We start from the raw sequence: 20,847 nt of genomic DNA on the forward strand, positions 1-20,847 counted from the left end.
GGCGAAGTCATGGGGGACAGCACGCTGATCCAGGGCCGGTACCGGCTGCTCGAAAGAATCGGGCGCGGCGGCATGGGCGAGGTGTGGCGGGCACGGGACGAGTCGCTGGGCCGCCGCATAGCGGTCAAGTGCCTCAAACCGCTGGGCACGCAGCACGACCACGCCGCCACCCGCGTGCTGCGGGAGAGGTTCCGGCGCGAGGCCCGGGTGGCCGCCGGGCTCCAGCACCCCGGGGTGACCGTCGTCCACGACTTCGGCGAGTGGGACGGCGTGCTCTTCCTGGTCATGGAGCTGCTGGAGGGTCAGGACCTGAGCCGGCTCCTGGAGGACAACAAGGGCCACCCGCTGCCCGTCCCCGTCGTCGTCGACATCGCCGAACAGGTCGCCGCCGCGCTCGCCCACACCCACGCGCAGGGCGTCGTCCACCGCGACCTGAAACCCGCCAACATCGTGCGGACCGCCGACGGCACCGTGAAGATCTGCGACTTCGGCATCGCCCGGCTCGGCCGTGACGCGGGCTTCACCGCCCGGCTGACCGGCACCGGCATCGCCATGGGCACCCCGCACTACATGTCGCCCGAGCAGATCGGCGGCGACGAGGTCGACCCGCGCAGCGACCTGTACTCGCTGGGGTGCGTGCTCTACGAGATCGCCACCGGCGCCCCGCCGTTCGACCTCGACGACCCCTGGGCGATCCTCGTCGGCCACCGCGACACCGAGCCCGAGCCGCCCCGCAACCACCGGGCCGGACTGCCCGCCTACCTGGACCGCGTCATCCTGGACCTGCTGGCCAAACGGCCCGAGCAGCGGCCGGACGACGCGGGGGAACTGGTGCGCCGCATCGGCGCGGGACGGGCGGACCAGGCGTCCGCGCCGGCCCTGGTGGCCGCACGGCCGTGGACGCCCCGGCCGGCCGGGCGCGGCGCCGGGCTGCCGTCCTGGACCCGCGGCATGACCACCGGCCACAAGGCGACCGGCCCCGGCCCGCGCGTCACGCCCCCGGACCCCGCGGCGGGCCTGTCCCACGCGTGGACCCCGCGCCCCGCCGCACCCGTCCCGCACGAACAGCCGGACCCGGCCCCCGAGACAGCCGGGCTGGCCCGACGCCACCACGTGGGGCTGGGCCTGAGCCGGCTCGGCCGCTGGACGGAGGCGGGCGAGGTGCACCGCGCGGTCGCCGCCGCCCGCGAGCGGCTGCTCGGCCCCGACCACCCCGACACCCTCGCCAGCCGCTACGAGGCCGCCTTCGTCCTCGGCCGGACCCGCCGTGCGGCCGAGGCGCTGCGCGCGTACAAGGCAGTCGCCGCGGCCAGGATCAGAACGCTGGGCGCCGACCACGCCGACACCCTCGCCGTGCGCCAGGAGATGGCCTACACCCTGGGCCAACTGGGCCGGTACGCCGACGCCCACCGGGTGTACGCGTCGGTCCTGGCCGCCCGCGAGCGCACCATGGGCGCCGAGCACCCCGACACCCTGCGCTGCCGGCACAACCTGGCCTGCAACCTCGGGCGGCTCGGCCGGACGGAGGAAGCCCACCGGACGGCCCGCGAAGTGGCCGCCGCCCGGACCCGCGTGCTCGGCCCCGAGCACCCCGACACCCTCGTCACCCGCTACGAGGTCGCCTACGAACTCGCTCGGCTGGGCCGCCGGCAGGAGGCCCTGGCGGCCTACCGCGAGGTTGCCGCCGCCCGCGCGCGCGTGCTCGGCACGGACCACCCCGACACCCTCGCCGCCCGCTACGAGACCGGCGTCGCCCTGGGCCGCCTCGGCCGCTGCGCCGAAGCGCTGACGGTGTACGAGGAGCTGACCGAGGACCGGGCCCGCGCCCAGGGCGCCGAGCACCCCGAGACCCTGCGGGCCCGGCACGGCCTGGGCGTCACCCTCGGCAGGCTGGGGCGCTGGGGCGAGGCCCTCGCCGAGGCCCGCGAGGTCCGCGCGATCCGTGAGCGCGTGCTCGGCCCGGACCACCCGGACACGTTGGCCAGCCGCCGCGAGACGGCCGTCGCTCTGGGCCGGCTGGGCCGCTGGTCCGCCGCGCTCACCGAGTACCGCCTGGTCGCCGCCGCCCGCGAACGTGTCCTCGGCCCCGACCACGCCGACACCCTCGTCGCCCGCGACGACGAGGCCCACTGCCTGGAACAACTCGGCCGCACCACCGAGGCCACGGAACTGCACCGCAGGACCGCGGCACTGCGCGGGGGCGGCGTCGCACTGAGGCCCGGGACCGTAGGCCCGAGACCGAAGGCCCGAGACCCGAGACCCGAGACCCCAGGCCGGGGACCGGAGGCCGGGGACCGGAGCCCCGGCGCCGGGAGCCGCCGCTGCTCACGGCTCGCCGGGCTCGGGGTGCCGGCGGCAGAGGCCGGCCGCGGGTGCCGGGGACGGCCTCGATCGAGGTGCCCGGCGCGAGGCGCCGGATGCCGGCCGCTCCTCACGGCTCGCCGGGCTCGGGGTGCCGGGGGACGGGCCACGAGGCCGGGCATCGGTCGCCGGCACCCCGCGACCCCGCACGCCGATCCCGGGCGTCGGACGCCCGACGCTGGACGCTTGCTCCGGGGCGTCGGGCGATGCCGCCTGTCCGCAGGCCGGGCCCTGGACGCCCGTCCCGGGGTGCCGGGCGGCGCCCCGGGGCTCAGGACGGCGGCCGGTCGCGGGCTGGCCGCCTCGGAGCCGGTCGTGTTACCAAGGGCCATGACGACCCCGCCCCCTGCCTCCGCCCGGACCTCCCGCAGCTACGACGCCGTCATCGTCGGCGGTGGTCACAACGGTCTGGTCGCCGCCGCCTACCTGGCCCGGGCCGGGCGCTCCGTACTGGTGCTGGAGCGGCTGGACCACACCGGCGGGGCCGCCGTGTCCACGAGGCCGTTCGCCGGGGTGGACGCGCGGCTGTCGCGCTACTCCTACCTGGTCAGCCTGCTGCCCGGGAAAATCGTGGGGGACCTCGGCCTGGACGTCCGGGTGCGCGCCCGCGCAGTCTCCTCCTACACGCCCGTCGAGCGCGGCGGGCGGCCCACCGGGCTGCTCGTCGGCGGGGACGAGCGGCGCACGCGCGAGTCCTTCGCCCGGCTCACCGGCTCCGACCGGGAGTACGAAGCCTGGCGGCGCTTCTACGCCCTGACCGGCCACGTCGCCCAGCGGGTCTTCCCCACCCTCACCGAACCCCTGCCCACCCGCGACGAGCTGCGCCGCAGGGTCGACGACGAGGCGGCCTGGCGGGCCCTGTTCGAAGAGCCGGTCGGCGTCGCGATCGAGGAGCACTTCGCCGACGACCTGGTCCGGGGCGTCGTCCTCACCGACGCCCTGATCGGCACCTTCGCCGACGCCCACGACCCCTCCCTGGCCCAGAACCGCTGCTTCCTCTACCACGTGATCGGCGGCGGCACCGGCGCCTGGGACGTGCCCGTCGGCGGCATGGGCGCCCTCACCGACGCGCTGGCGGACGCGGCCCGCGCCGCCGGTGCCGTGCTCGCCACCGGACACGAGGCGGTACGCATCGAGGCCGACGGCCGCACGGCCGAGGTCACCCACCGCTTCGCCGACGGCGAGTACGTGACCGCCGCCCGCCACGTCCTGGTCAACGCCTCCCCGCGGGAACTGGCGGCACTCACGGGGCAGGTGCCGCCCCCGCCCGCAGAGGGCGCCCAGCTCAAGGCCAACATGGTGCTGACCCGGCTCCCGCGGCTGCGCGACCCCGGCACCGACCCGCGCGAGGCCTTCGCCGGCACCTTCCACATCGCCGAGGGATACGGGCAACTGGCCGCCGCGCACGCCCGGGCGGCCGCCGGGGAACTGCCCGGCGCCCCGCCCTCCGAGATCTACTGCCACTCACTGACCGACCCGACGATCCTCGGCCCCGGCCCGGCCGCGCGGGGCATGCACACCCTCACCCTCTTCGGCCTGCACACCCCCGCCCGCCTCTTCGCCCGGGACAACGACGCCGTCCGCGACGAACTGCTGACGTCGGCCCTCGCCCAACTCGACGCCCACCTGGCCGAACCCCTCGCCGACTGCCTCGCGAGCGACGCGGACGGGCGGCCCTGCATCGAGGCCAGGTCGCCGCTCGACCTGGAACGCGACCTGCGCCTGCCCGGCGGGAACATCTTCCACCGCGAGCTGTCCTGGCCCCACGCCCAGGAGGGCACCGGCCGCTGGGGCGTGGAGACCGGCCTGGGCAACGTCCTGCTGTGCGGCGCGGGTGCCGTGCGCGGGGGAGGGGTGAGCGGGGTGCCGGGCCACAATGCGGCCATGGCGGTCCTGGAAGGGACCGGGAGCTGACGGCCACGCGCATGTCCCGCACCGCGCTGGGTACCGCGACATGACGGACATTCCGTACGTCATCCCGCACGCGACAAGGAGCCCGTCATGGCCGACCTCAGCCCCATCGACCTCCAGAAGGCCCTCAACGGCATGGACTACCCGGCCGACAAGAAGGCGCTCGTCGACCGCGCCCGCAAGAACAAGGCCGACGACAAGGTCGTGAGCCGTCTCGACGGACTGAAGGAGAACAGCTTCGACGGTCCGAACGAGGTGCAGAAGGCCGTCTTCAACCGCTAGCGGACCCGGGCGGGGCCCTGCCGGCCCCGCGTCAGTCGGCGGAGGCCGACCAGCCCGCCGCCTCGACGCGCGCCGCGTCCGCGGGGCGCGCGTCGTCGAACAGGACGGCGCCGCCGGCCTCCACCCGCACCCCGTCGACGTACGCCCCGCGGCCCACGTACAGGCGGTCGGTCGTGTACCGCCAGCGCAGGGTGAGCCCGCGACCGGCCGGCAGGCCGGCGCTCAGCCGGTGCCACACGCGCCCCGACCAGCCGGTGGCCGAACCCTCCGCATGCTCCCGGGGCGCTTCGCCGGGCCGGGTCGTGGTGAACGGCACCGGCTGCCACGACGCGCCGCCGTCGGCGGAGGACTCCAGGACCAGGGCGTCCGACCCGGGTTCGGTGTCCCACCACAGCGAGCAGCGCAGCCCCGCCCGCCCGGCCGAGGTGTCCAGGGCGGGCAGCGTCAGCGTGGCCGCCGCCGAACTCGCCGTCCCGGAGAACCAGGCGGTGCGTCCGTGCGCGGGCCGTACCGGCACCGCCCGCGCCAGGTGGGTGCCCGCCGCCACCCGGGGAGCCGAGCCGGAACGCCAACTGCGGACCGGGTGGACGGAGTTGCCGAGCACCACGAGGAAGGAGTCGGTCGTCGGGTCCAGCACCAGCGAGGTGCCCGTGAATCCGGTGTGCCCCGCGGTGCGCGGGGTCGCCATCGCGCCCATGTACCAGTGCTGGTACAGCTCGAAGCCCAGGCCGTGCTCGTCGCCCGGGAAGTCGGTGTTGAAGTCGGTGAACATCAGCTCCACCGACTCCGGCCGCAGGATGCGCGCCCGGCCGTAGGAGCCGCCGTTGAGAAGGGTGCGGCCGAGGACCGCGAGGTCCCACGCGGTGGAGAACACCCCCGCGTGACCGGCCACCCCGCCCAGGCCGAAGGCGTTCTCGTCGTGCACCTCGCCCCACACCAGCCCGCGGTCCAGACCGGACCACGGCCGGCGGGCGTCCTCGGTGGCCGCGATCCCGGGCCGCCAGGAGGCGGGCGGGTTGTAGCGGGTGCGGCCGAGACCGAGCGGCCGGGTGATCTCGTCACGCAGCAGCACGTCCAGGGCGCGGCCGGTGACCTTCTCGAGCACCCACTGCAGCGAGATCATGTTCAGGTCCGAGTACAGGTACGCCGTGCCGGGGGCGTTCACCGGCGCCTCGTCGCAGACCAGCCGCACCTTCTCCTCGTGGGTGGGCGCACCGTACAGCGGGATCCACGCCCGGAAGCCCGAGGTGTGGGTGAGAAGGTGACGGATCGTCACGTCCTGCTTGCCCGCCCGGCCGAAGTCCGGCAGGTACGAGGCGACCGGCGCCTCCAGCTCCAGCGTGCCCCGCTCCATCTGCTGCACGGCGAGGATCGAGGTGAACAGCTTGGAGACCGACGCGAGGTCGAACACCGTGTCCCGGGCCATCGGGATCTGCTGCCCCGCCGGGAACTCCACGCCGGTGTCGGTGGCCTCGTCGTAGGCCCGGTAGCGCACCGCCATGCCGATCGGCTCGTGCAGCGCCACCGTGCCGCCCCGGCCCGCCAGCAGGACCGCCCCCGCGTACCACGGGTGCTCGGGGGAGGGGCCGAGGTATGCCTCCGCGTCGCTGACGAGCCGGCGCAGATGGCCGGGGAGCAGCCCGGCGCGCTCGGCGGAACCGTGCGCCAGGGTGGCGCCGCGGCCCCGGCCGTAAGCGGCCTCGGCCGGACCCGCCGCGAACGGCGCGACGGCCAGGGCACCGCCCAGGGCCAGGGCGCCCGCACCGAGTTGCCGCCGTGAGAATCCGTGCGCGCCCTGACCGGCCATCGAAGAGCCTCCCGCCGCCGAAGCTGAAAGTATCTTTCCCGGATCGCCGTGCGGAGTGAAACTTTCCTGTCAGTGGCGGGTCGTGTCAATGGGGCGGACGCGACGGGCCCCGCCCCCTCCGCGGACCGGTGCACACTGCTTGACCCGCCCCCGCGACCGGCCGAGGATCGGGTCATGACGCCCGGACACGCCAGCACCGTCGACGGGGTGCTGCGGCGCAGCGCCCGACGCACTCCGGCCCGCACGGCGGTGGAGTACCGCGACCGCACCTGGACGTACGGGGAACTCGACACCGCCGTCTCCCGCGCCGCGAGCGTCCTGCTGGCCACAGGCCTCTCCCGCGGCGACCGGGTCGCCGCCTACGGCCACAACTCCGACGCCTACGTCATTGCCTTCCTGGCCTGCGCCCGCGCGGGCCTGGTGCACGTCCCGGTCAACCAGAACCTCACCGGCGACGACCTCGCCCACATCCTCGGCCAGTCCGGCAGCACCCTGGTCCTCGCCGACCCCGGCCTCGCCGCCCGCCTCCCCGACGGGACGCGCACCCTGCCGCTGCGCGACGCGGACGACTCGCTCCTGGCCCGCCTCGCCTCGGCGCCCGCCCACGAGGGACCCGGACCGGGCTCCGAGGACCTGGTGCAGCTCCTGTACACCTCCGGCACCACCGCCCTGCCCAGGGGCGCGATGATGACGCACCGGGCACTGGTCCACGAGTACCTCAGTGCCATCACCGCCCTCGACCTGCGCGCCGGGGACCGCCCGGCGCACGCGCTCCCGCTCTACCACTCGGCGCAGACCCACGTCTTCCTGCTGCCCTACCTCGCCGTCGGCGCGAGCAGCGTCATCCTGGACGCACCGGACGGCGACCGGCTCTTCGACCTGATCGAGGCCGGGCGCGTCGACAGCCTGTTCGCACCGCCCACCGTGTGGATCGGCCTCGCCAACCGCGCCGACTTCGCCACCCGCGACCTGGGCGGCCTGCGCAAGGCGTACTACGGCGCCTCGATCATGCCGGTGCCCGTCCTGGAGCGGCTGCGCGCCCGCTTCCCCGGCCTGGCCTTCTACAACTGCTTCGGCCAGAGCGAGATCGGCCCCCTCGCCACCGTCCTCGGCCCCGACGAGCACGAGGGCCGGATGGACTCCTGCGGCCGGCCCGTCCTGTTCGTCGAGGCGCGCGTGGTCGACGAGGACGGCAAGGACGTGCCCGACGGCACCCCCGGCGAAGTCGTCTACCGCTCCCCGCAGTTGTGCGAGGGCTACTGGGACAGGCCCGAGGAGACGGAGGCCGCCTTCCGGGACGGCTGGTTCCGCTCCGGCGACCTCGCCGTGCGGGACGCCGACGGCTACTACACGATCGTCGACCGGGTGAAGGACGTCATCAACTCCGGTGGCGTGCTGGTCGCCTCCCGGCAGGTCGAGGACGCCCTCTACACCCACGACGCCGTCGCCGAGGCGGCGGTCGTCGGGCTGCCCGACGACCGCTGGATCGAGGCCGTCACGGCCGTCGTCGTCCCGCGCGGCGAGGTCACCGAGGAGGAGCTGATCGCCCACGCCCGCGAGAAGCTCCCCGCCTTCAAGGCACCCAAACGGGTGTGCTTCGTGGACGCCCTGCCGCGCAACGCCAGCGGCAAGATCCTCAAGCGGGAGCTGCGGGACCGCTTCGCCGGTTCCCGGGGCCGCGACGGCCTGTCGGCGGTCGGACCGGATCGCTAGGCTGACCGCGGACGACGACACCGGGAGGAGCACGGACGTGGCCGAGAGCACCACCCAACAGCGCCCGCTCACGGGCTGGGACAAGCCGGAGCTGGATCTGAGCAACGCGCAGTGGCAGTCCAGCAGCCGGGGCCTGGGGGATGTCCAGATCGCCTTCGTCGAGGGATTCATCCCCATGCGCAACAGCGGCAGCCCGGAGAGCCCCTCGCTGATCTTCACGCCGGCCGAATGGGGCGCCTTCGTGTCGGGAGCGCGAGACGGGGAGTTCGACCTCACCTAGGGCGACCGCGGGGTGCGCCGACCGGCCGAACCCGGGTGTTCCCCCCGCCGCCGGAGGGAACCCCGTACCCCGGAGGTGAGGACCCATGAGCACCCTGCCGGTCATCGCGGCGGTCGACGGTTCGGAGGACGGCCTGCGCGCCCTGGACTGGGCGTTCGACGCCGCCCACCGGCGCGAGGCACCCCTGCGGGTGGTGCACGTGCGCCAGTACGCCGCCTGGGCGCAGACCGACGTCCTGGTCGCGGGCGAGCCGGACACCGCCGAGGACCCGGCGCTCGGCCAGGCCCGCGCGCACCTCCAGGGACGGGCCTTCGCGGTGCCGACGGAGTACGTCGGCCTGGAGGGCGTACCGGGCGCCCTGCTGCCGGAACTGGGCGCCGACGCCCAGCTACTGGTGCTCGGCTCCCGGGGCCGCGGCGGCTTCACCGGCCTGCTGCTCGGCTCCAACGGCATGGCCGCCGCCCGCGACGCCGAGTGCCCCGTCGTCGTGGTGCCCCGCCCCGGCCGCGAGGTCCACGGCGAGGCACCGGCGGAACCCGGACCCCGGGTGGTGGTCGGCCTGCACGTGGACAGCCCGGACGACGCCACCCTGTCCTTCGCCTTCACCGAGGCGGAGCTGCGCGGCGCCCGCCTTCAGGTGGTCGCCGCCTACCCGTGGCCGGTGCGGACCTGGGCCGCCGCCGGGCAGATCGTGCCCGAAGTGATCGACGAAGTGGCCCTGGAGAGCGAGACCCGGGTCCTCACCGACGGCTTCCTCGCCCCCCACCGCGAGCGCCACCCCGGCGTGCGGGCCGAGCCGTACGTCGCGCCGGGCGACGCCGCCGGGCACCTGGTCGCCTCCTCCCAGGGCGCCGACCTGGTCGTCGTGGGCCGCCACCGCCGGCGCCTGCTCGCCCCCGCCCGCATGATGGGCTCCGTCACCCACGCCGTCCTGCTGCACGCGGCGTCGCCGGTCGCGGTGGTCCCCCCGGCCCCGCCGCGGGAGTGACCCGCCGCGGGCGGCGGCGCGGGGCGGACGGGGCCGCCCGTACGGCGTCCGCCCGCACGCCGTACACCCGGCCCGGCCACGTACCATGGCGGCATGTCGTTCCTCCGCCGCCGCAGCGCCACGCCCGCCGGGCCCGACTTCGACGTACTGGCCATGGACCCGGGCGACTGGCCCGGGAATCTCGGCGCCGGCCTGCTGCCCGCGCCCGACGGCACGTGCCAGGGCGTCTTCCTGCGCTACGACCTGTTCGGCGGCCGCGGCCCCGCGATGATCATCGGCAACCTCCCGGACGGCTCCCCGGCCCGCGAGGTCCCCGAGGGGGAGATCCCCTTCGAGGTGGCCCAGCTCCTGCTCGCGCTGGAGAACGACGAGGAGGTCACCGTCGCCGGCGCCGAGGACGTTCCGGTGATGCAGGGCGACAACCTGCTCATCGTGCGCCGTCTGAAGCTGTCCGAGAGCCGCATCTCCTGTGTGCAGTTCGACCGCAGCGACGGTGTCCTGGTCACCATCGCCGCCTGGGACCGCCCCATCACCGACGACCTGTACGCCCTGCTGAAACCGCTCCCGGCGGAGCTGTTCCAGCAGGGCTGAGGCCCCGGCCCGCCGTCAGCGGACGGTCGACACCGTGACGTCGGCGGCGCGGACGTACGCCACCCGGTGGCCGTACTGGATCTCGTAGTACTGGTCCTCGCCCCGCACCACCCGGTGGGACGCCCCGTCGAAGTCGACCGCGTAGTAGTACTCGCCGGGCACCTTTCCACCGGTCACGTACCGCTGCCCCGCGGGCAGCGCGTACGGCAGCGGCGACACCGGCTGGGCGGGCACGTCCGCCGGGTAGGCGGCCTTCTCCGGGTAGGCGCGCCCGTAGACCGGGACGCTCGCGAGGCCCTTCTTCGGGGTGATCACCTGTCCCGACGCGGGCACCGCCACCGGGCTCTGCGCCGGGTTGCGGAACCAGGCCTTCTGGCCCAGGTACCAGATGGCCGTCCAGTCGCCCCAGCGGTCGGCCACGGCGTACTGCTGGCCGGTGGAGACCCGGGAGGACAGGTCGTTCACCCCGGTCGTGGGCGTGGTGCCGAGGCCGGCGTCCTTGATCAGCGGGGCGTTCACGTCGTGGTCGGAGTACAGCCGCACCTCGCTGGAACCGTGCGCCGCACAGGGCTCGCCGGCCGTCTCGCAGCCCGTGTACTCGGGACGGTTGGTGTCGTAGTCCGGGCGGATCGTCACCAGGGAGGACTTCTTGCCGGCGGTCGGCTCGACGGGGCGGCCGAGCAGCCGGAAGTAGTGCCGCCAGTCCCAGTACGGGCCCGGGTCGGTGTGCATGCCCGGGATCGTCGCCGTGGTGGTGCCGGGCACGTTGCCGTGGCCGAGGACGTGCTGCCGGTCCAGCGGGATGCCGAACTTCTTCGCGAGGTACTTCACCAGCCGCGCCGAGGACCGGTACATCGCCTCCGTGTACCAGGCGTCCGGATCGGACAGGAAACCCTCGTGCTCCAGGCCGACCGAGGCACTGTTGACGTACCAGTTGCCCGCGTGCCAGGCCACGTCCTTCGCCTTCACGTGCTGGGCGATGTGGCCGTCGGTGGAGCGCAGCGTGTAGTTCCAGGACACGTAGGTGGGGTCCTGGACCATGTTGAGGACGCCGTTCCAGGTGCCCTCCGTGTCGTGCACGACGATGTACCGGATGCGCTGCGCGCCGGGCCGGTCCCCCAGGTCGTGGTTGCCGTAGTCGTCGCCGCCGAACTCCTCGTACGGCGCGGGGACCCATTCGCAGGACACCGACGCCGGGCACTCGGTCCCGGCGGCGGAGGCGGCCCGCAGACCCGCGCCGTCCAGTTGCGAGACCTCCGGTGCCACCCCGGGGCGGGCGGCCAGGGCGACCCGCTGACCGGCGTCGGTGGTGCGCCGCTCGCCGGTGCGGATGACCTCGAAGACGTCGTTCGCGTACGCCGCCGCCGTCGCGGAGTCCTCCGCTCCCGAGAAGCGGGCCACGGCCCCGTACCAGTCAGCCGGGTCCGCACTGAGCGGTTCGCCCAGGTCCCGCTGGGCGGCGGCGAGCAGCGCGGCACCGCCGGAGACGTTCGCCGCCGGGTCGGTGCGCAGCGCCTCGGGGCTCAGCCCGGTCAGCTCGGCTGCCTTCGGCAGCGTGGTGAGCCGCTCCGGCAGGTCGGCGGAGAGCGCGGCGGAACGATTCACCGGATGCAGCGGAGCGCGCGCGTCGTCACCGCGCGGGTCCTCGGAGCCCTCGCCGTGGTGGGAGCGGGGCGCCCCGGCCAGCGCCGTGCGGGCGTCGGTGAGGTGCAGCGGGCCGTAACCGCCGGTCACGCTCGGCGCGCCGCCGTGCGCGTCCCAGCGGGACTGGAGGTATGAGACGCCGAGCAGGACGCTCTGCGGCACGTGGTACTCGGCCGCCGCCGCGGCGAACGCCCGCTGCAGCCGGTCCGGGGCGGGCGGTGGGTCCGGGGGCGCGGCGGCGGACGGTGCCGCGCCGAGGAGCGGCAGCAGCAGTGCCGCGGTGGCCAGGGCGGGCACGACGGGGGTTCCTCGCAAAACGGCCTCCTGTGACGGTCGGGCGTGACGGGGCGTGGCGGGACGTGCGGGCCGGGCGTGGGTCAGTGGTACCCGGCGGTCCGACGATCCGTCAATCATGCCGTCGCGGCGGCGATTCCCCACGTCAGCAGGGGGGTGTGGCGAGTTTCCCGGCGGCGGCCCGCGGGCCTGCGCTCCGTCAGTGGCGCACACCAATGGCTCCCGCCCGAACCGGCCCGCCGGGCACACGAAAACCGCGGTGCGCCCCCCTGCGGAAGGGGGGCGCACCGCGGACCGCCGTTGTCCTCGCGTCCTGCCGTCAGCGCGTGCCGACCGCCGCGCGCACGGCCCGCCGGGCCATCTGGCAGTCGTCGTGCAACCGGCGCAGCAGCAGCCGCTGCTCCTCACCGGTCGGCGTGGTACCCGGATGCGCCGGTGCCGGAGCGGAAGCGACCGAGTCCTGCATCGACCGCTGCACGGCCGTCTCGTACGTACGGATCTCCCTGGTCAGGACGAGCATCAGGTTCACCAGGAACGCGTCGCGCGCCGCCGTGCCCGTCGCCTGGGCGATCTGGCTGATCTGACGGCGTGCCTCCGGGGCGTCGCCGAGAACGGCCCACAGCGTCGCAAGGTCGTAGCCCGGCAGGTACCACCCTGCGTGCTCCCAGTCCACCAGGACCGGACCGGCCGGGGACATGAGCACGTTGGACAGCAGCGCGTCACCGTGGCAGAACTGGCCCAGGCCCTGGCGCCCGCCGGCGTGGGCGATGCCGTGCAGCAGCTTCTGCAGGTCGCCGAGGTCCCGGTCGGTGAGCAGTCCCAGCTCGTGGTAGCGGGAGATCCGGGCCGCGTAGTCCAGGGGGGCGTCGAAGGTGCCGGCCGGCGGCCGCCATGCGTTGAGCCGGCAGACCGCTCCGATCGCCGCCCTGATGTCCGCCCGGGGCGGGGCCTCCAAGGGGTGCCGTTGCAGGGCCGCAACCCGCCCGGGCATCCGCTCGATCACCAGCGTGCCGTTGTCCGGGTCCGCCGCGATCAGTCTCGGCACCCGCACCGGGGGGCGCTGCCGGACGAACGAGCGGTATGCCCCTATCTCGTGCCGGCTGCGCTCCGCCCACGCGGGGGAGTGGTCCACTAAGCACTTGGCCACCGCCGTGCTGCGACCGGTCGTACCGACCAGGAGCACGGACCGCCCGCTGCGGCGCAGTACCTGGACGGGGGAGAACTCCGGGCAGATCCGGTGCACGGCGGCGATCGCCGTGCACAGTTGGGCGCCCTGGGCGCCGGACAGGTCGATTCTTCCGCTGAGCGGCTGGGTGCCCGGCCCCGCGCCGAGCCGCGCCCTGCCGCCCCCGAGCACCGGGGCCGCCGACCGTGCGGGGGCGAGGTAGGGGCCGCCGCCCGCCGTCGGACGGGGGTGCAGTGCGCGCTGCGGGGCGGACACGGAGGACGATGCTGCGTACATGGGCGAGACAGATCCCTTCGTGTGCCTGCTGTGCCTGCCTGAAGAGCGGTGCCCGCCCGGCCCGTTCGGTGCCGGGGGCACGCCTTCCGAAAGCCTTCGCGCCGCCCGACCGGCCGCCCGGGGCCACCCTGGGGAGTACCCCCGCGGCGACCGGGTCGGGGTGGCGCATTCCTACCTGACACCCGGCCCCCCGTGGCACACCATCTGGCGCACCCTGGCGAACGGTGGCGAATAGTCGCCCGGCAACCCTCACGGGGCTAGTGTCAACTCAGCCGAGAACCTGGGGGCTTGACGTGAGCAAAGAACCCAACACCCGTCTTTCGGACCTGTTCGGCCTGGCCGGCTGGTCCAAGGGCGAACTCGCGAGGCTGGTCAACCGGCAGGCGGCGGCCATGGGCCACCCCCAGCTTGCGACCGACACCTCGCGGGTGCGGCGGTGGATCGACATGGGAGAGATCCCGCGCGATCCGGTGCCGCGGGTGCTGGCGGTTCTGTTCACCGAGCGTCTCGGCCGTGTCGTGACCATCGAGGACCTCGGTCTGGTCCGGCACGGGCGTGCGGGGAAACGGCCACGCGACGGGAGCGAAGCGCATCCCGACGGAGTGCCGTGGGCGCCCGAGCGGACTGCGGCGGTCCTCACCGAATTCACGGGAATGGACCTCATGCTCAACCGACGCGGCTTGGTGGGCGCGGGCGCCGCGCTCGCCGCGGGCTCCGCACTCAGCAGCGCCATGCACGACTGGCTGCACACCGACCCGGCCCTGGCGGCCGACGCCCCCGACCTCCATCAACCCCTGCACGCCGACCCCGCCGGGTTCGACCGCTACGAGGCCGCCCCCATCGGGTCGCAGGAAGTGGAGGAACTGGAGCGCTCCGTCGAGGTCTTCCGCGCCTGGGACGCCGCGCGTGGCGGCGGGCTCCAGCGCAAGGCAGTGGTGGGCCAGCTCAACGAGGTGGGCGGCATGCTCGCCTACCACCACCCACCCCATCTCCAGCGGCGCCTGTGGGGCGTCGCCGCCAACCTCGCCGTCCTCGCGGGCTGGATGTCCCACGACGTCGGCCTGGAACCGACGGCCCAGAAGTACTTCGTCATCGCCGCCCACGCCGCGCGCGAGGGCGGCGACCGGCCCCGGGCGGGCGAGGCGCTCTCCCGGGCGGCGCGCCAGATGGTGCACCTGGGCCGCCCCGACGAGGCGCTCGACCTCATGAAGCTCGCCCAGTCCGGCTCCGGCGACCAGGTCCTGCCGCGCACCAAGGCGATGCTCTGCACCATCGAGGCCTGGGCGCAGGCATCCATGGGCAAGGGGCAGGCGATGCGCCGCACCCTGGGCCGGGCCGAGGACCTCTTCGTCTCCGACCACGCGGACGTGCCGCCCCCGGACTGGATGCAGACGTTCAAGGAGGAGGACCTGTACGGCATGCAGGCCCTGGCCTACCGGACGCTCGCCGAGTTCGAGCCGTCGGCCGCCGCGCACGCCCAGCACTACGCGGACAAGGCCCTGGCCCTCAGGATCGACGGCCGGCAGCGGTCGAAGATCTTCGACTACCTGTCGATGGCCTCCGCCTGCTTCATCGCCGACGACCCCGAGCAGGCGGACCGGTACGCCCGCCTCGCCCTGGTGTCGATGGGCTCCAACTCCTCCCGGCGGACCTGGGACCGGCTGCGCCAGATGTACCGGCTCACCGCCCAGTACGCCGGCTACCCGAAGATCCAGGAGCTGCGCGAGGAGATCGAGCAGGCGTTGCCCAAGGGCAAGTCCGCGAAGGGGAAGGGGCCGGAGGGCACCGTCGCGCCGGCCTAAGGGGTCACCCGGGCCACCAGTACGCAGATGTCCCGACGGTCCGGCGGCTCACCGAGTTCGCGCACCACGGTCCGTACGGCGTCCTGTGCCGAATCCGCCCCGGTCAGCCGGGGGGCCAGTGAGAGGAGGTGCTCCAGGGCCGCCGGTCCGGGTGTCCCGGTGTGCAGGAGCAGCAGGTCGCCCGCTTCGAGGCGCGCCTCGGCCTGCCCGGACGTCCCGCCCCGGCCGGTCAGTTCGCGCCCCGTCCCGCCGCGGAACAGCAGCGGGGCGGGGCCCTTGGCGTGGGCCCAGGTGAGGGTGCGGGTGAGTGGCCGGTAACCGCAGAACACCGCGGTGCGCACCGGCGGAAGGGCGGTCGAGGCCAGTAACGGGCCGAGCCGGTCGCCGAGTTCGACCGTCCGGACGCCCGCCAGCGCCAGCCCGCGCAGGGCCCCGACGAGCACCGCCGGGCCGTGCGTCTCCGCACCCGGGGCTTCGAACCCGCCGACGGTCAGGAGGGTTTCGCCGTCCGCGGCGAGCGGGCAGGCGTCGTACCAGCCGCCGTACCGCGACCGCGGGCCCGGCGCGGGCGCGGACGGGAGATGCGCGGCGGCCAGGTCCAGGCCCGGCCGCCCCTGGTCCGGGAAGCGCAGGACGTCGTGCCAGGGCGGCGGCGGAGGACGGCGGAGGGAGTCACGGGTCTCGCTCACCACCCGCTGGCTGCGCCGCAGTTCGCTCACGTCCCGCAGCACCGCCCACATCGACGCGGTGGTGCCGTCGGTGTCGAGGACGGGCTCGCCCATCATGTGCACGGTGCGGACGGCCCCGTCGGGGTGCACGACGCGGAACTCGCCGTCGATGGGCCGGGCGTCGACTAGGCAGTCCGTGACCATCACGGTCAGTTTCGGGCGGTCCTCGGTCAGGACCAGGGACGGGAGTTCGTCGAGGCTCAGCGGGGCGGACGCGGGGTCGCGGCCCAGGATGTGGAAGAGCTCCCCGGACCACTCGGCCTCGTCCGTCAGCAGGTTCCACTCCGCGCTGCCGACCCGGCTGAGCAGTGAACCCGGGCGCGGCGGCGGCGCCGGGCCGTCCCGCAACTGGGCCAGGTGCGCGTCGAGATCGGTGAGCTGGTGCAGCGCCAGGTCGTACAGGGCGCGCTGCCAGCGCCCCCTGGGGTCCGCCGCGTCCTCCTGGCTGTCCCGCCGGACCGCGTCCACGTCGCCGCGCAGCCGGCGCGCCTGCGTGATGAGCGCCTCGACCGAGCCGTGTCCCGGTGGCGGGGCGGCCGGGTGGTCCGCGGAGAGATGGGACGACATGACGCACTCCGATGTGCTGACGGTACGACCAAGGCGGAACCGAGGCTGGTGGAAGGACCGTTACGACTGTGGCACAGCCTGCCACGCCCCGTAAGGGATTTGGCAACACACGATACGGTGGTGCTTCTGGCATATGCCACAGTCTTCCCGGAGTGACTCGGCTACGCATTCCGCGTACCCGGTGAGGGGACAAGTCGTAGGAGGCCTACGGGAGTTGATGGGGTGGCGGGCCCGGACGCATCGTCGCCTCCGCGTTCGACGGACGTCCGTTCTATGCCTGATCGTGGAGGGCCGGGCGGGGCGCCAGTTCGACCGGCGTGCGCGCGCCCGTCTCCAGGGCCCGCACCCCGGCCTCGGCGACCGCCGCGGCGGCGTAGCCGTCCCAGGCGCCGGGCCCGGTGACCCGTCCCCGGCGGGTGGCGTCCACCCAGCCCTGCACCTCGCGGTCGTAGGCGTCCGCGAACCGCACCAGGTAGTCCTGCGGCACCTCCTCGCACGCACCGCCCGAGGCCGTCACCACCATGGTGTGCGCCTGGCCGATCCGCGCGCTGCCCCTCTCGCAGACGGCCTCGCAGCGCACCTCGTAGCCGAAGCCGCAGTTGACGAAGACCTCCACGTCCACGACGGCGCCGCCCTCCGTCTCGAAGAGCACCAACTGCGGATCGGCCAGACCCTCGGGCGCACCCGCCGACGGGCGCGGACGCAGCACGGTCACCGCGCTCAGCTCCTGGCCGAGCAGCCAGCGGGCCGCGTCGATCTCGTGCGAGACGGAACTGTTGATCAGCATCGCCGAGGTGAAGCGGGGCGGCGAGGAGACGTTGCGGTGCACGCAGTGCAGCATCAGCGGACGGCCCAGCCGCCCGTCGTCCAGGAGCGACTTGAGCCGCAGGTACTCGGCGTCGTACCGCCGCATGAACCCGACCTGGGTCAGCCGCCGGCCGAGGCGCGCCTCGGCCTCCACCACCCGCAGCGCGCCCGCGGAGTCCGGCACCATCGGCTTCTCGCACAGAACCGGCAGCCCCCGTGCGAAGGCCGCCAGCAGCGCCTCCTCGTGCGCCTCGCCGGGCGAGGCGACCAGGACCGCCTCCACGCCCGGCGCGTCCAGCGCGGCCTCTGCCCGGGTGTGCACGACGACCCCGTCGATTCCCGCCGCCGCCTCCTTCGCCCGCTCGGCGTCCGGGTCCGCCACCGCGGCGACCCGGGCGCCGCTCACCACCCGGTCCAGGCGCCGAACGTGGTCGGCACCCATGTGACCCGCGCCCAGGACCGCCACACCCAGAGGCTCACCCATGCCGCACCCGCTCCTTCGCCGTCCGCCGCACACCCGCGAACAGCGGGTACGTGTACGGCGGACAGGCTTTCACGCCCGCCGGGCCCACGGGAGGGGGCGGCCCGGCTGCCGCGGAGGTCAGTACCGCAGGACTCCCGCGATGCCGGCCGCGTCCCCGAGCGTGCCGTCCGGCACGAAGCGCACCTCGGCGCCCGTCTCCAGGCACTGCTCGACGATCTCGTCCACGATGTCCTCGCGGGCGTCGAGGTCACCGTCCTCCGCCGGGATCAGGTGCTCCCCGTCGTCACGCATCGTCACCTTGAAGTTCTTCTCGACGGCCAGCAGCCGGACCCGGCCCGTGTGGGCGCTCTCCCACAGCTCGTCGACCCCGGCCGCGAAGTCCTTGCGGCCGCGGGCCGCGTCCAGCTCCCTGGCCACCGCGTCGACCGCCGCGCGCGCCTCGTCCTCCAGCACCGGCCGCACCGCCTGCCACACCGCCTCGGCGGAACCGTGCGCCAGCCCGCCGTGCGGGACGAGCACCGCCTCCGCGGCGAGGGCGCCCGCCTCTTCGAACAGGGACAGCGCCGGTTCGGGACCGGTGACGTACAGCGGCCGGGGGTGCGCGCGCAGCACCTTGCCCATGGCGGCGTCGGCGTCGCGCAGGAACCTGCGGGTGCCCTCGTCCCGGAACGTGCTGGGCGCGTCGCCGATCCGCTCCTGCCGTTCCGGGTCGAAGTCCTCCGTTGGCCGGTCGAGGGGGAAACTGCCGAGGTGTTCCGCCACGACCCGGCCCGCGCCGCCGCTCCACAGCGTGACGCGGTCGGCGGCGACCGACAGGACCCAGAACGGCCGCTCGGCGGCCTGTGCGGCGACGAGGTTGCGGGTCAGGAAGGTGTCCGAGAGGACCACGCGTTCGGGCACCGAACGGCTGAGGGTCCAGACCTGGTGCTCGCCGGGGGCGGCGAAGATGGCCAGACCGTCCTCGGCGTGGGTGAGGTCGACCTCGGCCACGGCCCGGTCGAGTTCGCCGGACACCTCCGCGCGCCGGTCGCGGGTGACCGACGGGTCCTCCTCGAGCTGTCTCTTGGCGGCGGCGACCGCGTTGCGCAGCCGGACCCGGTCCTGGGCGTTGTCCGGTTCACGGCGATGGGTCGGCGTCAGCACGGACACGGCCGGGTACGGGCGGGGGCGCCGCAGTTCGGCGAGGGTGGCGGGACTCAGATCGTGCTCCATGTCAGCACGATAGGGCGAACGGGCATGTCGGGCATGTCGGGTGTCCGGCGCGGATCGCCGCTCAGTCGGCCCCGGCACCGGTGGACTCGGAGCCGCAGGAGCTGCCGTCGGGCGGCAGGGAGCCGTACAGCAGGAAGTCGTCGACCTTGCGGTGCACGCACTCGGAGGACGCGTAGCCGGTGTGGCCCTCGCCCCGGTTGTCCAGGACCACGGCGGAGGGGCCGAGCCGGTCGGCCGTCTCCGTCGTCCAGCGGTACGGCGTGGCCGGGTCGCCGCGGGTGCCGACCAGCAGCATCTTCGCGGTGTCGAGGTTCTTCACGTCCTCCCGGACGTAGTCCGTGCCCTTGGGCCGGCCGTAGCACATGAGCACCTGGGTGAGCCGGTAGCGGCCGAAGACCGGCGAGGCCTCCTCGTACCGGGCCCGCAGCCGCCCCAGGGACGCGGTGACCTGGGCGGCGGAGGGGCGGTCGGGGTCGTCGGCGCAGTTGATCGCCATCAGGGCGGCCGGGAGGTTGTCCATGGGGACGTCCGCCTCGTCGGTGAGCCCCGCGCCGCCCCCGTCCGCACGGACCGGGAAGGTGACGCCGCCGGAGGAGAAGCCCTCCAAACCGCCGGTGTCTCCGTCCTGCAGCAACTGCGCGAGCGCCCGCTCCAGGGAGGGCCACAACTCGCGGCTGTACAGCGCCTGGCCGATCGCGCCGACCATGTCCTGCCCGGTGAACGGCTCGCCGAAGGCCGACGGCACCGGGTCGGAGTCGAGGGAGGCGACGAGCCGCACGACCTGGTCCCGGGCGCTGCGGGCGTCCTGGCCGAACGGGCAGGCGACGTCCTCGACGCACCAGTCCAGGAAGTTCTCCAGCGCGGTCTGCTGCCCCCGCGCGCCGGCCAGTCCCTGCTCGGTCAGCGGTTCCGTCAGGGTGTCCACGCCGTCGAGCACCATCCGGCCGACCTTGTCCGGGAACTGTGCGGCGTACACCGCGCCGAGCCGGGTCCCGTAGGAGAAGCCCAGGTAGTTGAGCCGGTCGTCGCCCAGTGCCCGGCGCATCACGTCCATGTCGCGCGCGGCGTCGACCGTGCCTATGTGGGGCAGCACGGGCCCGGAGTACTTGGCGCACTCGGCCGCCGCGTCCCGCAGCCGGGCCAGCGCGTCCCGAGGGTCGCCCGTCCCACCGTCGCCGTCCGTCGCCTCCATGATCTTCAGGGTGGCCGGTCCGCAGGAGACCGGGGAGGAACGGCCGACGCCGCGCGGGTCGAAGGTCACGACGTCGTAGCCGTTGGTGAGGTGCATGAACTCCTTGCCGCCGACGGCCAGTTCATTGACGCCGGAACCGCCGGGGCCGCCGAAGTTCAGCAGTACGGAGCCTCGTGAGCGGCCGGTGGCCCGGTACCGGGCGAGGGCGATGTCGAGGGTCCTGCCCCGGGGGCGCGCGTAGTCGACGGGGACGGTGACCTTGCCGCACTGCAGGTCCGCGGGCATCTCCGTGCCCCTGCACGCCGACCACGTGACCTTCTGGTCGTAGAACCGGGACAGGCCGGATCCGGCGTCCCGTGCGGCAGTCCCGCGGGTGTCCTGCCCGGCCGCCGTCGTCGCGCCGTTCGTGGTCGCGCCGTTCGTGCCGGTCGCGCCGTTCGCGGCCGGCAGTGCCGCGCCCAGCAGGGCCAGGCCGAGCGCTCCGGTGACCGCGCAGCGCCGGACCGAGGGCCGAGTCTCCAGCTTGGCCTGCATCGATGCCTCCCGGACGCCCCGTCGCGGACCGGTGGTCGGCGCCCTCGCTCACCATAAGCGGGGTGCGCATCCGGCGCCTTCCGGGCGGCGGCACACCGGACGGGGCTCCGGCCGCCCTCCGCCGGCACGGACGCCGCCGGTGACAGGGCCGACGCGGTCGACGCCGGCAGCCCGGCCGTGGGCGGCGA

Annotated in this window: 14 protein-coding genes and 1 pseudogene; 8 read left to right on the forward strand and 7 right to left on the reverse strand. The window is 74.6% G+C overall.

Translation table 11 applies throughout. The features are described from left to right. Window positions 1–9: 9 nt before the first annotated feature. The 3 genes and pseudogenes from IG88_RS0102380 to IG88_RS0102385 all read left to right on the forward strand — a co-directional run. Window positions 10–2,196, forward strand: a pseudogene (locus IG88_RS0102380) (tetratricopeptide repeat protein); the annotation flags it as partial. 495 nt (window positions 2,197–2,691) lie between these two features. After that, a complete protein-coding gene (locus IG88_RS38265; RefSeq protein WP_063760574.1) occupies window positions 2,692–4,275 on the forward strand; it encodes a phytoene desaturase family protein in 1,584 nt (527 codons plus the stop codon). Window positions 4,276–4,362: 87 nt separating this feature from the next. Next, entirely contained in the window at window positions 4,363–4,554 is a 192-nt protein-coding gene (locus tag IG88_RS0102385) for a DUF2795 domain-containing protein (protein ID WP_031034359.1), read from the forward strand. A gap of 31 nt (window positions 4,555–4,585) precedes the next feature. On the opposite strand, the gene IG88_RS0102390 is transcribed toward IG88_RS0102385, so the two are convergent. Further along, window positions 4,586–6,361: a serine hydrolase domain-containing protein gene (locus tag IG88_RS0102390; protein ID WP_031034361.1), complete on the reverse strand. Its 1,776-nt coding sequence runs from the start codon at window positions 6,359–6,361 to the stop codon at window positions 4,586–4,588. Between the two features lie 174 nt (window positions 6,362–6,535). Here IG88_RS0102390 and IG88_RS0102395 point away from each other — a divergent pair, with 174 nt between their 5' ends. The 4 genes from IG88_RS0102395 (at window position 6,536) to IG88_RS0102410 (ending at window position 9,933) form a co-directional block, all read left to right on the forward strand. Then, on the forward strand, window positions 6,536–8,074 hold the full coding sequence (locus IG88_RS0102395) for an acyl-CoA synthetase (RefSeq protein ID WP_051851726.1): 1,539 nt from the start codon (window positions 6,536–6,538) through the stop codon (window positions 8,072–8,074). A 37-nt stretch (window positions 8,075–8,111) separates the two neighbouring features. Continuing rightward, the gene (locus tag IG88_RS0102400; protein ID WP_031034365.1) at window positions 8,112–8,354 is read left to right on the forward strand and encodes a DUF397 domain-containing protein; all 243 of its coding nucleotides are present in this window, start codon (window positions 8,112–8,114) and stop codon (window positions 8,352–8,354) included. Window positions 8,355–8,439: 85 nt separating this feature from the next. Continuing rightward, a complete protein-coding gene (locus IG88_RS0102405; protein WP_031034367.1) occupies window positions 8,440–9,342 on the forward strand; it encodes a universal stress protein in 903 nt (300 codons plus the stop codon). Between the two features lie 93 nt (window positions 9,343–9,435). Then, entirely contained in the window at window positions 9,436–9,933 is a 498-nt protein-coding gene (locus IG88_RS0102410; protein WP_031034369.1) for a hypothetical protein, read from the forward strand. Window positions 9,934–9,948: 15 nt separating this feature from the next. On the opposite strand, the gene IG88_RS0102415 is transcribed toward IG88_RS0102410, so the two are convergent. Both IG88_RS0102415 and IG88_RS0102420 read right to left on the reverse strand, forming a co-directional pair. After that, entirely contained in the window at window positions 9,949–11,874 is a 1,926-nt protein-coding gene (locus IG88_RS0102415) for an N-acetylmuramoyl-L-alanine amidase (RefSeq protein ID WP_037835173.1), read from the reverse strand. Between the two features lie 316 nt (window positions 11,875–12,190). Next, window positions 12,191–13,333 (reverse strand): aminoglycoside phosphotransferase family protein, encoded by a 1,143-nt coding sequence (locus IG88_RS0102420; RefSeq protein WP_031034378.1) that lies wholly within the window; start codon window positions 13,331–13,333, stop codon window positions 12,191–12,193. 293 nt (window positions 13,334–13,626) lie between these two features. Here IG88_RS0102420 and IG88_RS0102425 point away from each other — a divergent pair, with 293 nt between their 5' ends. Beyond that, window positions 13,627–15,135, forward strand: coding sequence for a hypothetical protein (locus tag IG88_RS0102425; protein WP_031034380.1), 1,509 nt, complete (start codon window positions 13,627–13,629; stop codon window positions 15,133–15,135). Here the strand turns inward: IG88_RS0102425 and IG88_RS0102430 are convergent. The 4 genes from IG88_RS0102430 to IG88_RS0102445 all read right to left on the reverse strand — a co-directional run bounded on the left by IG88_RS0102430 (window position 15,132) and on the right by IG88_RS0102445 (window position 20,659). After that, a complete protein-coding gene (locus tag IG88_RS0102430) occupies window positions 15,132–16,430 on the reverse strand; it encodes a PAS domain-containing protein (protein WP_031034382.1) in 1,299 nt (432 codons plus the stop codon). The genes IG88_RS0102425 and IG88_RS0102430 overlap by 4 nt on opposite strands. A 271-nt stretch (window positions 16,431–16,701) precedes the next feature. Next, window positions 16,702–17,721 carry a Gfo/Idh/MocA family protein gene (locus IG88_RS0102435; RefSeq protein WP_031034385.1) on the reverse strand — a complete coding sequence of 340 codons (1,020 nt, stop codon included), beginning with the start codon at window positions 17,719–17,721 and terminating at the stop codon, window positions 16,702–16,704. 117 nt (window positions 17,722–17,838) lie between these two features. Continuing rightward, window positions 17,839–18,933, reverse strand: coding sequence for a hypothetical protein (locus IG88_RS0102440; protein ID WP_031034388.1), 1,095 nt, complete (start codon window positions 18,931–18,933; stop codon window positions 17,839–17,841). Between the two features lie 61 nt (window positions 18,934–18,994). Next, on the reverse strand, window positions 18,995–20,659 hold the full coding sequence (locus tag IG88_RS0102445; RefSeq protein ID WP_031034390.1) for an alpha/beta hydrolase: 1,665 nt from the start codon (window positions 20,657–20,659) through the stop codon (window positions 18,995–18,997). Between the last annotated feature and the right edge of the window lie 188 nt (window positions 20,660–20,847).

This window comes from Streptomyces sp. NRRL F-5650 (genome assembly GCF_000721365.1).
Lineage (GTDB): Bacteria > Actinomycetota > Actinomycetes > Streptomycetales > Streptomycetaceae > Streptomyces > Streptomyces ardesiacus.

What these genes read in the sequence shown, in the direction of transcription:
- IG88_RS0102385 (WP_031034359.1), top strand. Translation starts at nt 4,363, where the DNA reads ATGGCCGACCTCAGCCCCATCGACCTCCAGAAGGCCCTCAACGGCATG.
- IG88_RS0102390 (WP_031034361.1), bottom strand. Translation starts at nt 6,361, where the DNA reads ATGGCCGGTCAGGGCGCGCACGGATTCTCACGGCGGCAACTCGGTGCG.
- IG88_RS0102430 (WP_031034382.1), bottom strand. Translation starts at nt 16,430, where the DNA reads ATGTCGTCCCATCTCTCCGCGGACCACCCGGCCGCCCCGCCACCGGGA.
- IG88_RS0102405 (WP_031034367.1), top strand. Translation starts at nt 8,440, where the DNA reads ATGAGCACCCTGCCGGTCATCGCGGCGGTCGACGGTTCGGAGGACGGC.
- IG88_RS0102395 (WP_051851726.1), top strand. Translation starts at nt 6,536, where the DNA reads ATGACGCCCGGACACGCCAGCACCGTCGACGGGGTGCTGCGGCGCAGC.
- IG88_RS0102410 (WP_031034369.1), top strand. Translation starts at nt 9,436, where the DNA reads ATGTCGTTCCTCCGCCGCCGCAGCGCCACGCCCGCCGGGCCCGACTTC.
- IG88_RS0102440 (WP_031034388.1), bottom strand. Translation starts at nt 18,933, where the DNA reads ATGGAGCACGATCTGAGTCCCGCCACCCTCGCCGAACTGCGGCGCCCC.
- IG88_RS0102445 (WP_031034390.1), bottom strand. Translation starts at nt 20,659, where the DNA reads ATGCAGGCCAAGCTGGAGACTCGGCCCTCGGTCCGGCGCTGCGCGGTC.
- IG88_RS38265 (WP_063760574.1), top strand. Translation starts at nt 2,692, where the DNA reads ATGACGACCCCGCCCCCTGCCTCCGCCCGGACCTCCCGCAGCTACGAC.
- IG88_RS0102420 (WP_031034378.1), bottom strand. Translation starts at nt 13,333, where the DNA reads ATGTACGCAGCATCGTCCTCCGTGTCCGCCCCGCAGCGCGCACTGCAC.
- IG88_RS0102435 (WP_031034385.1), bottom strand. Translation starts at nt 17,721, where the DNA reads ATGGGTGAGCCTCTGGGTGTGGCGGTCCTGGGCGCGGGTCACATGGGT.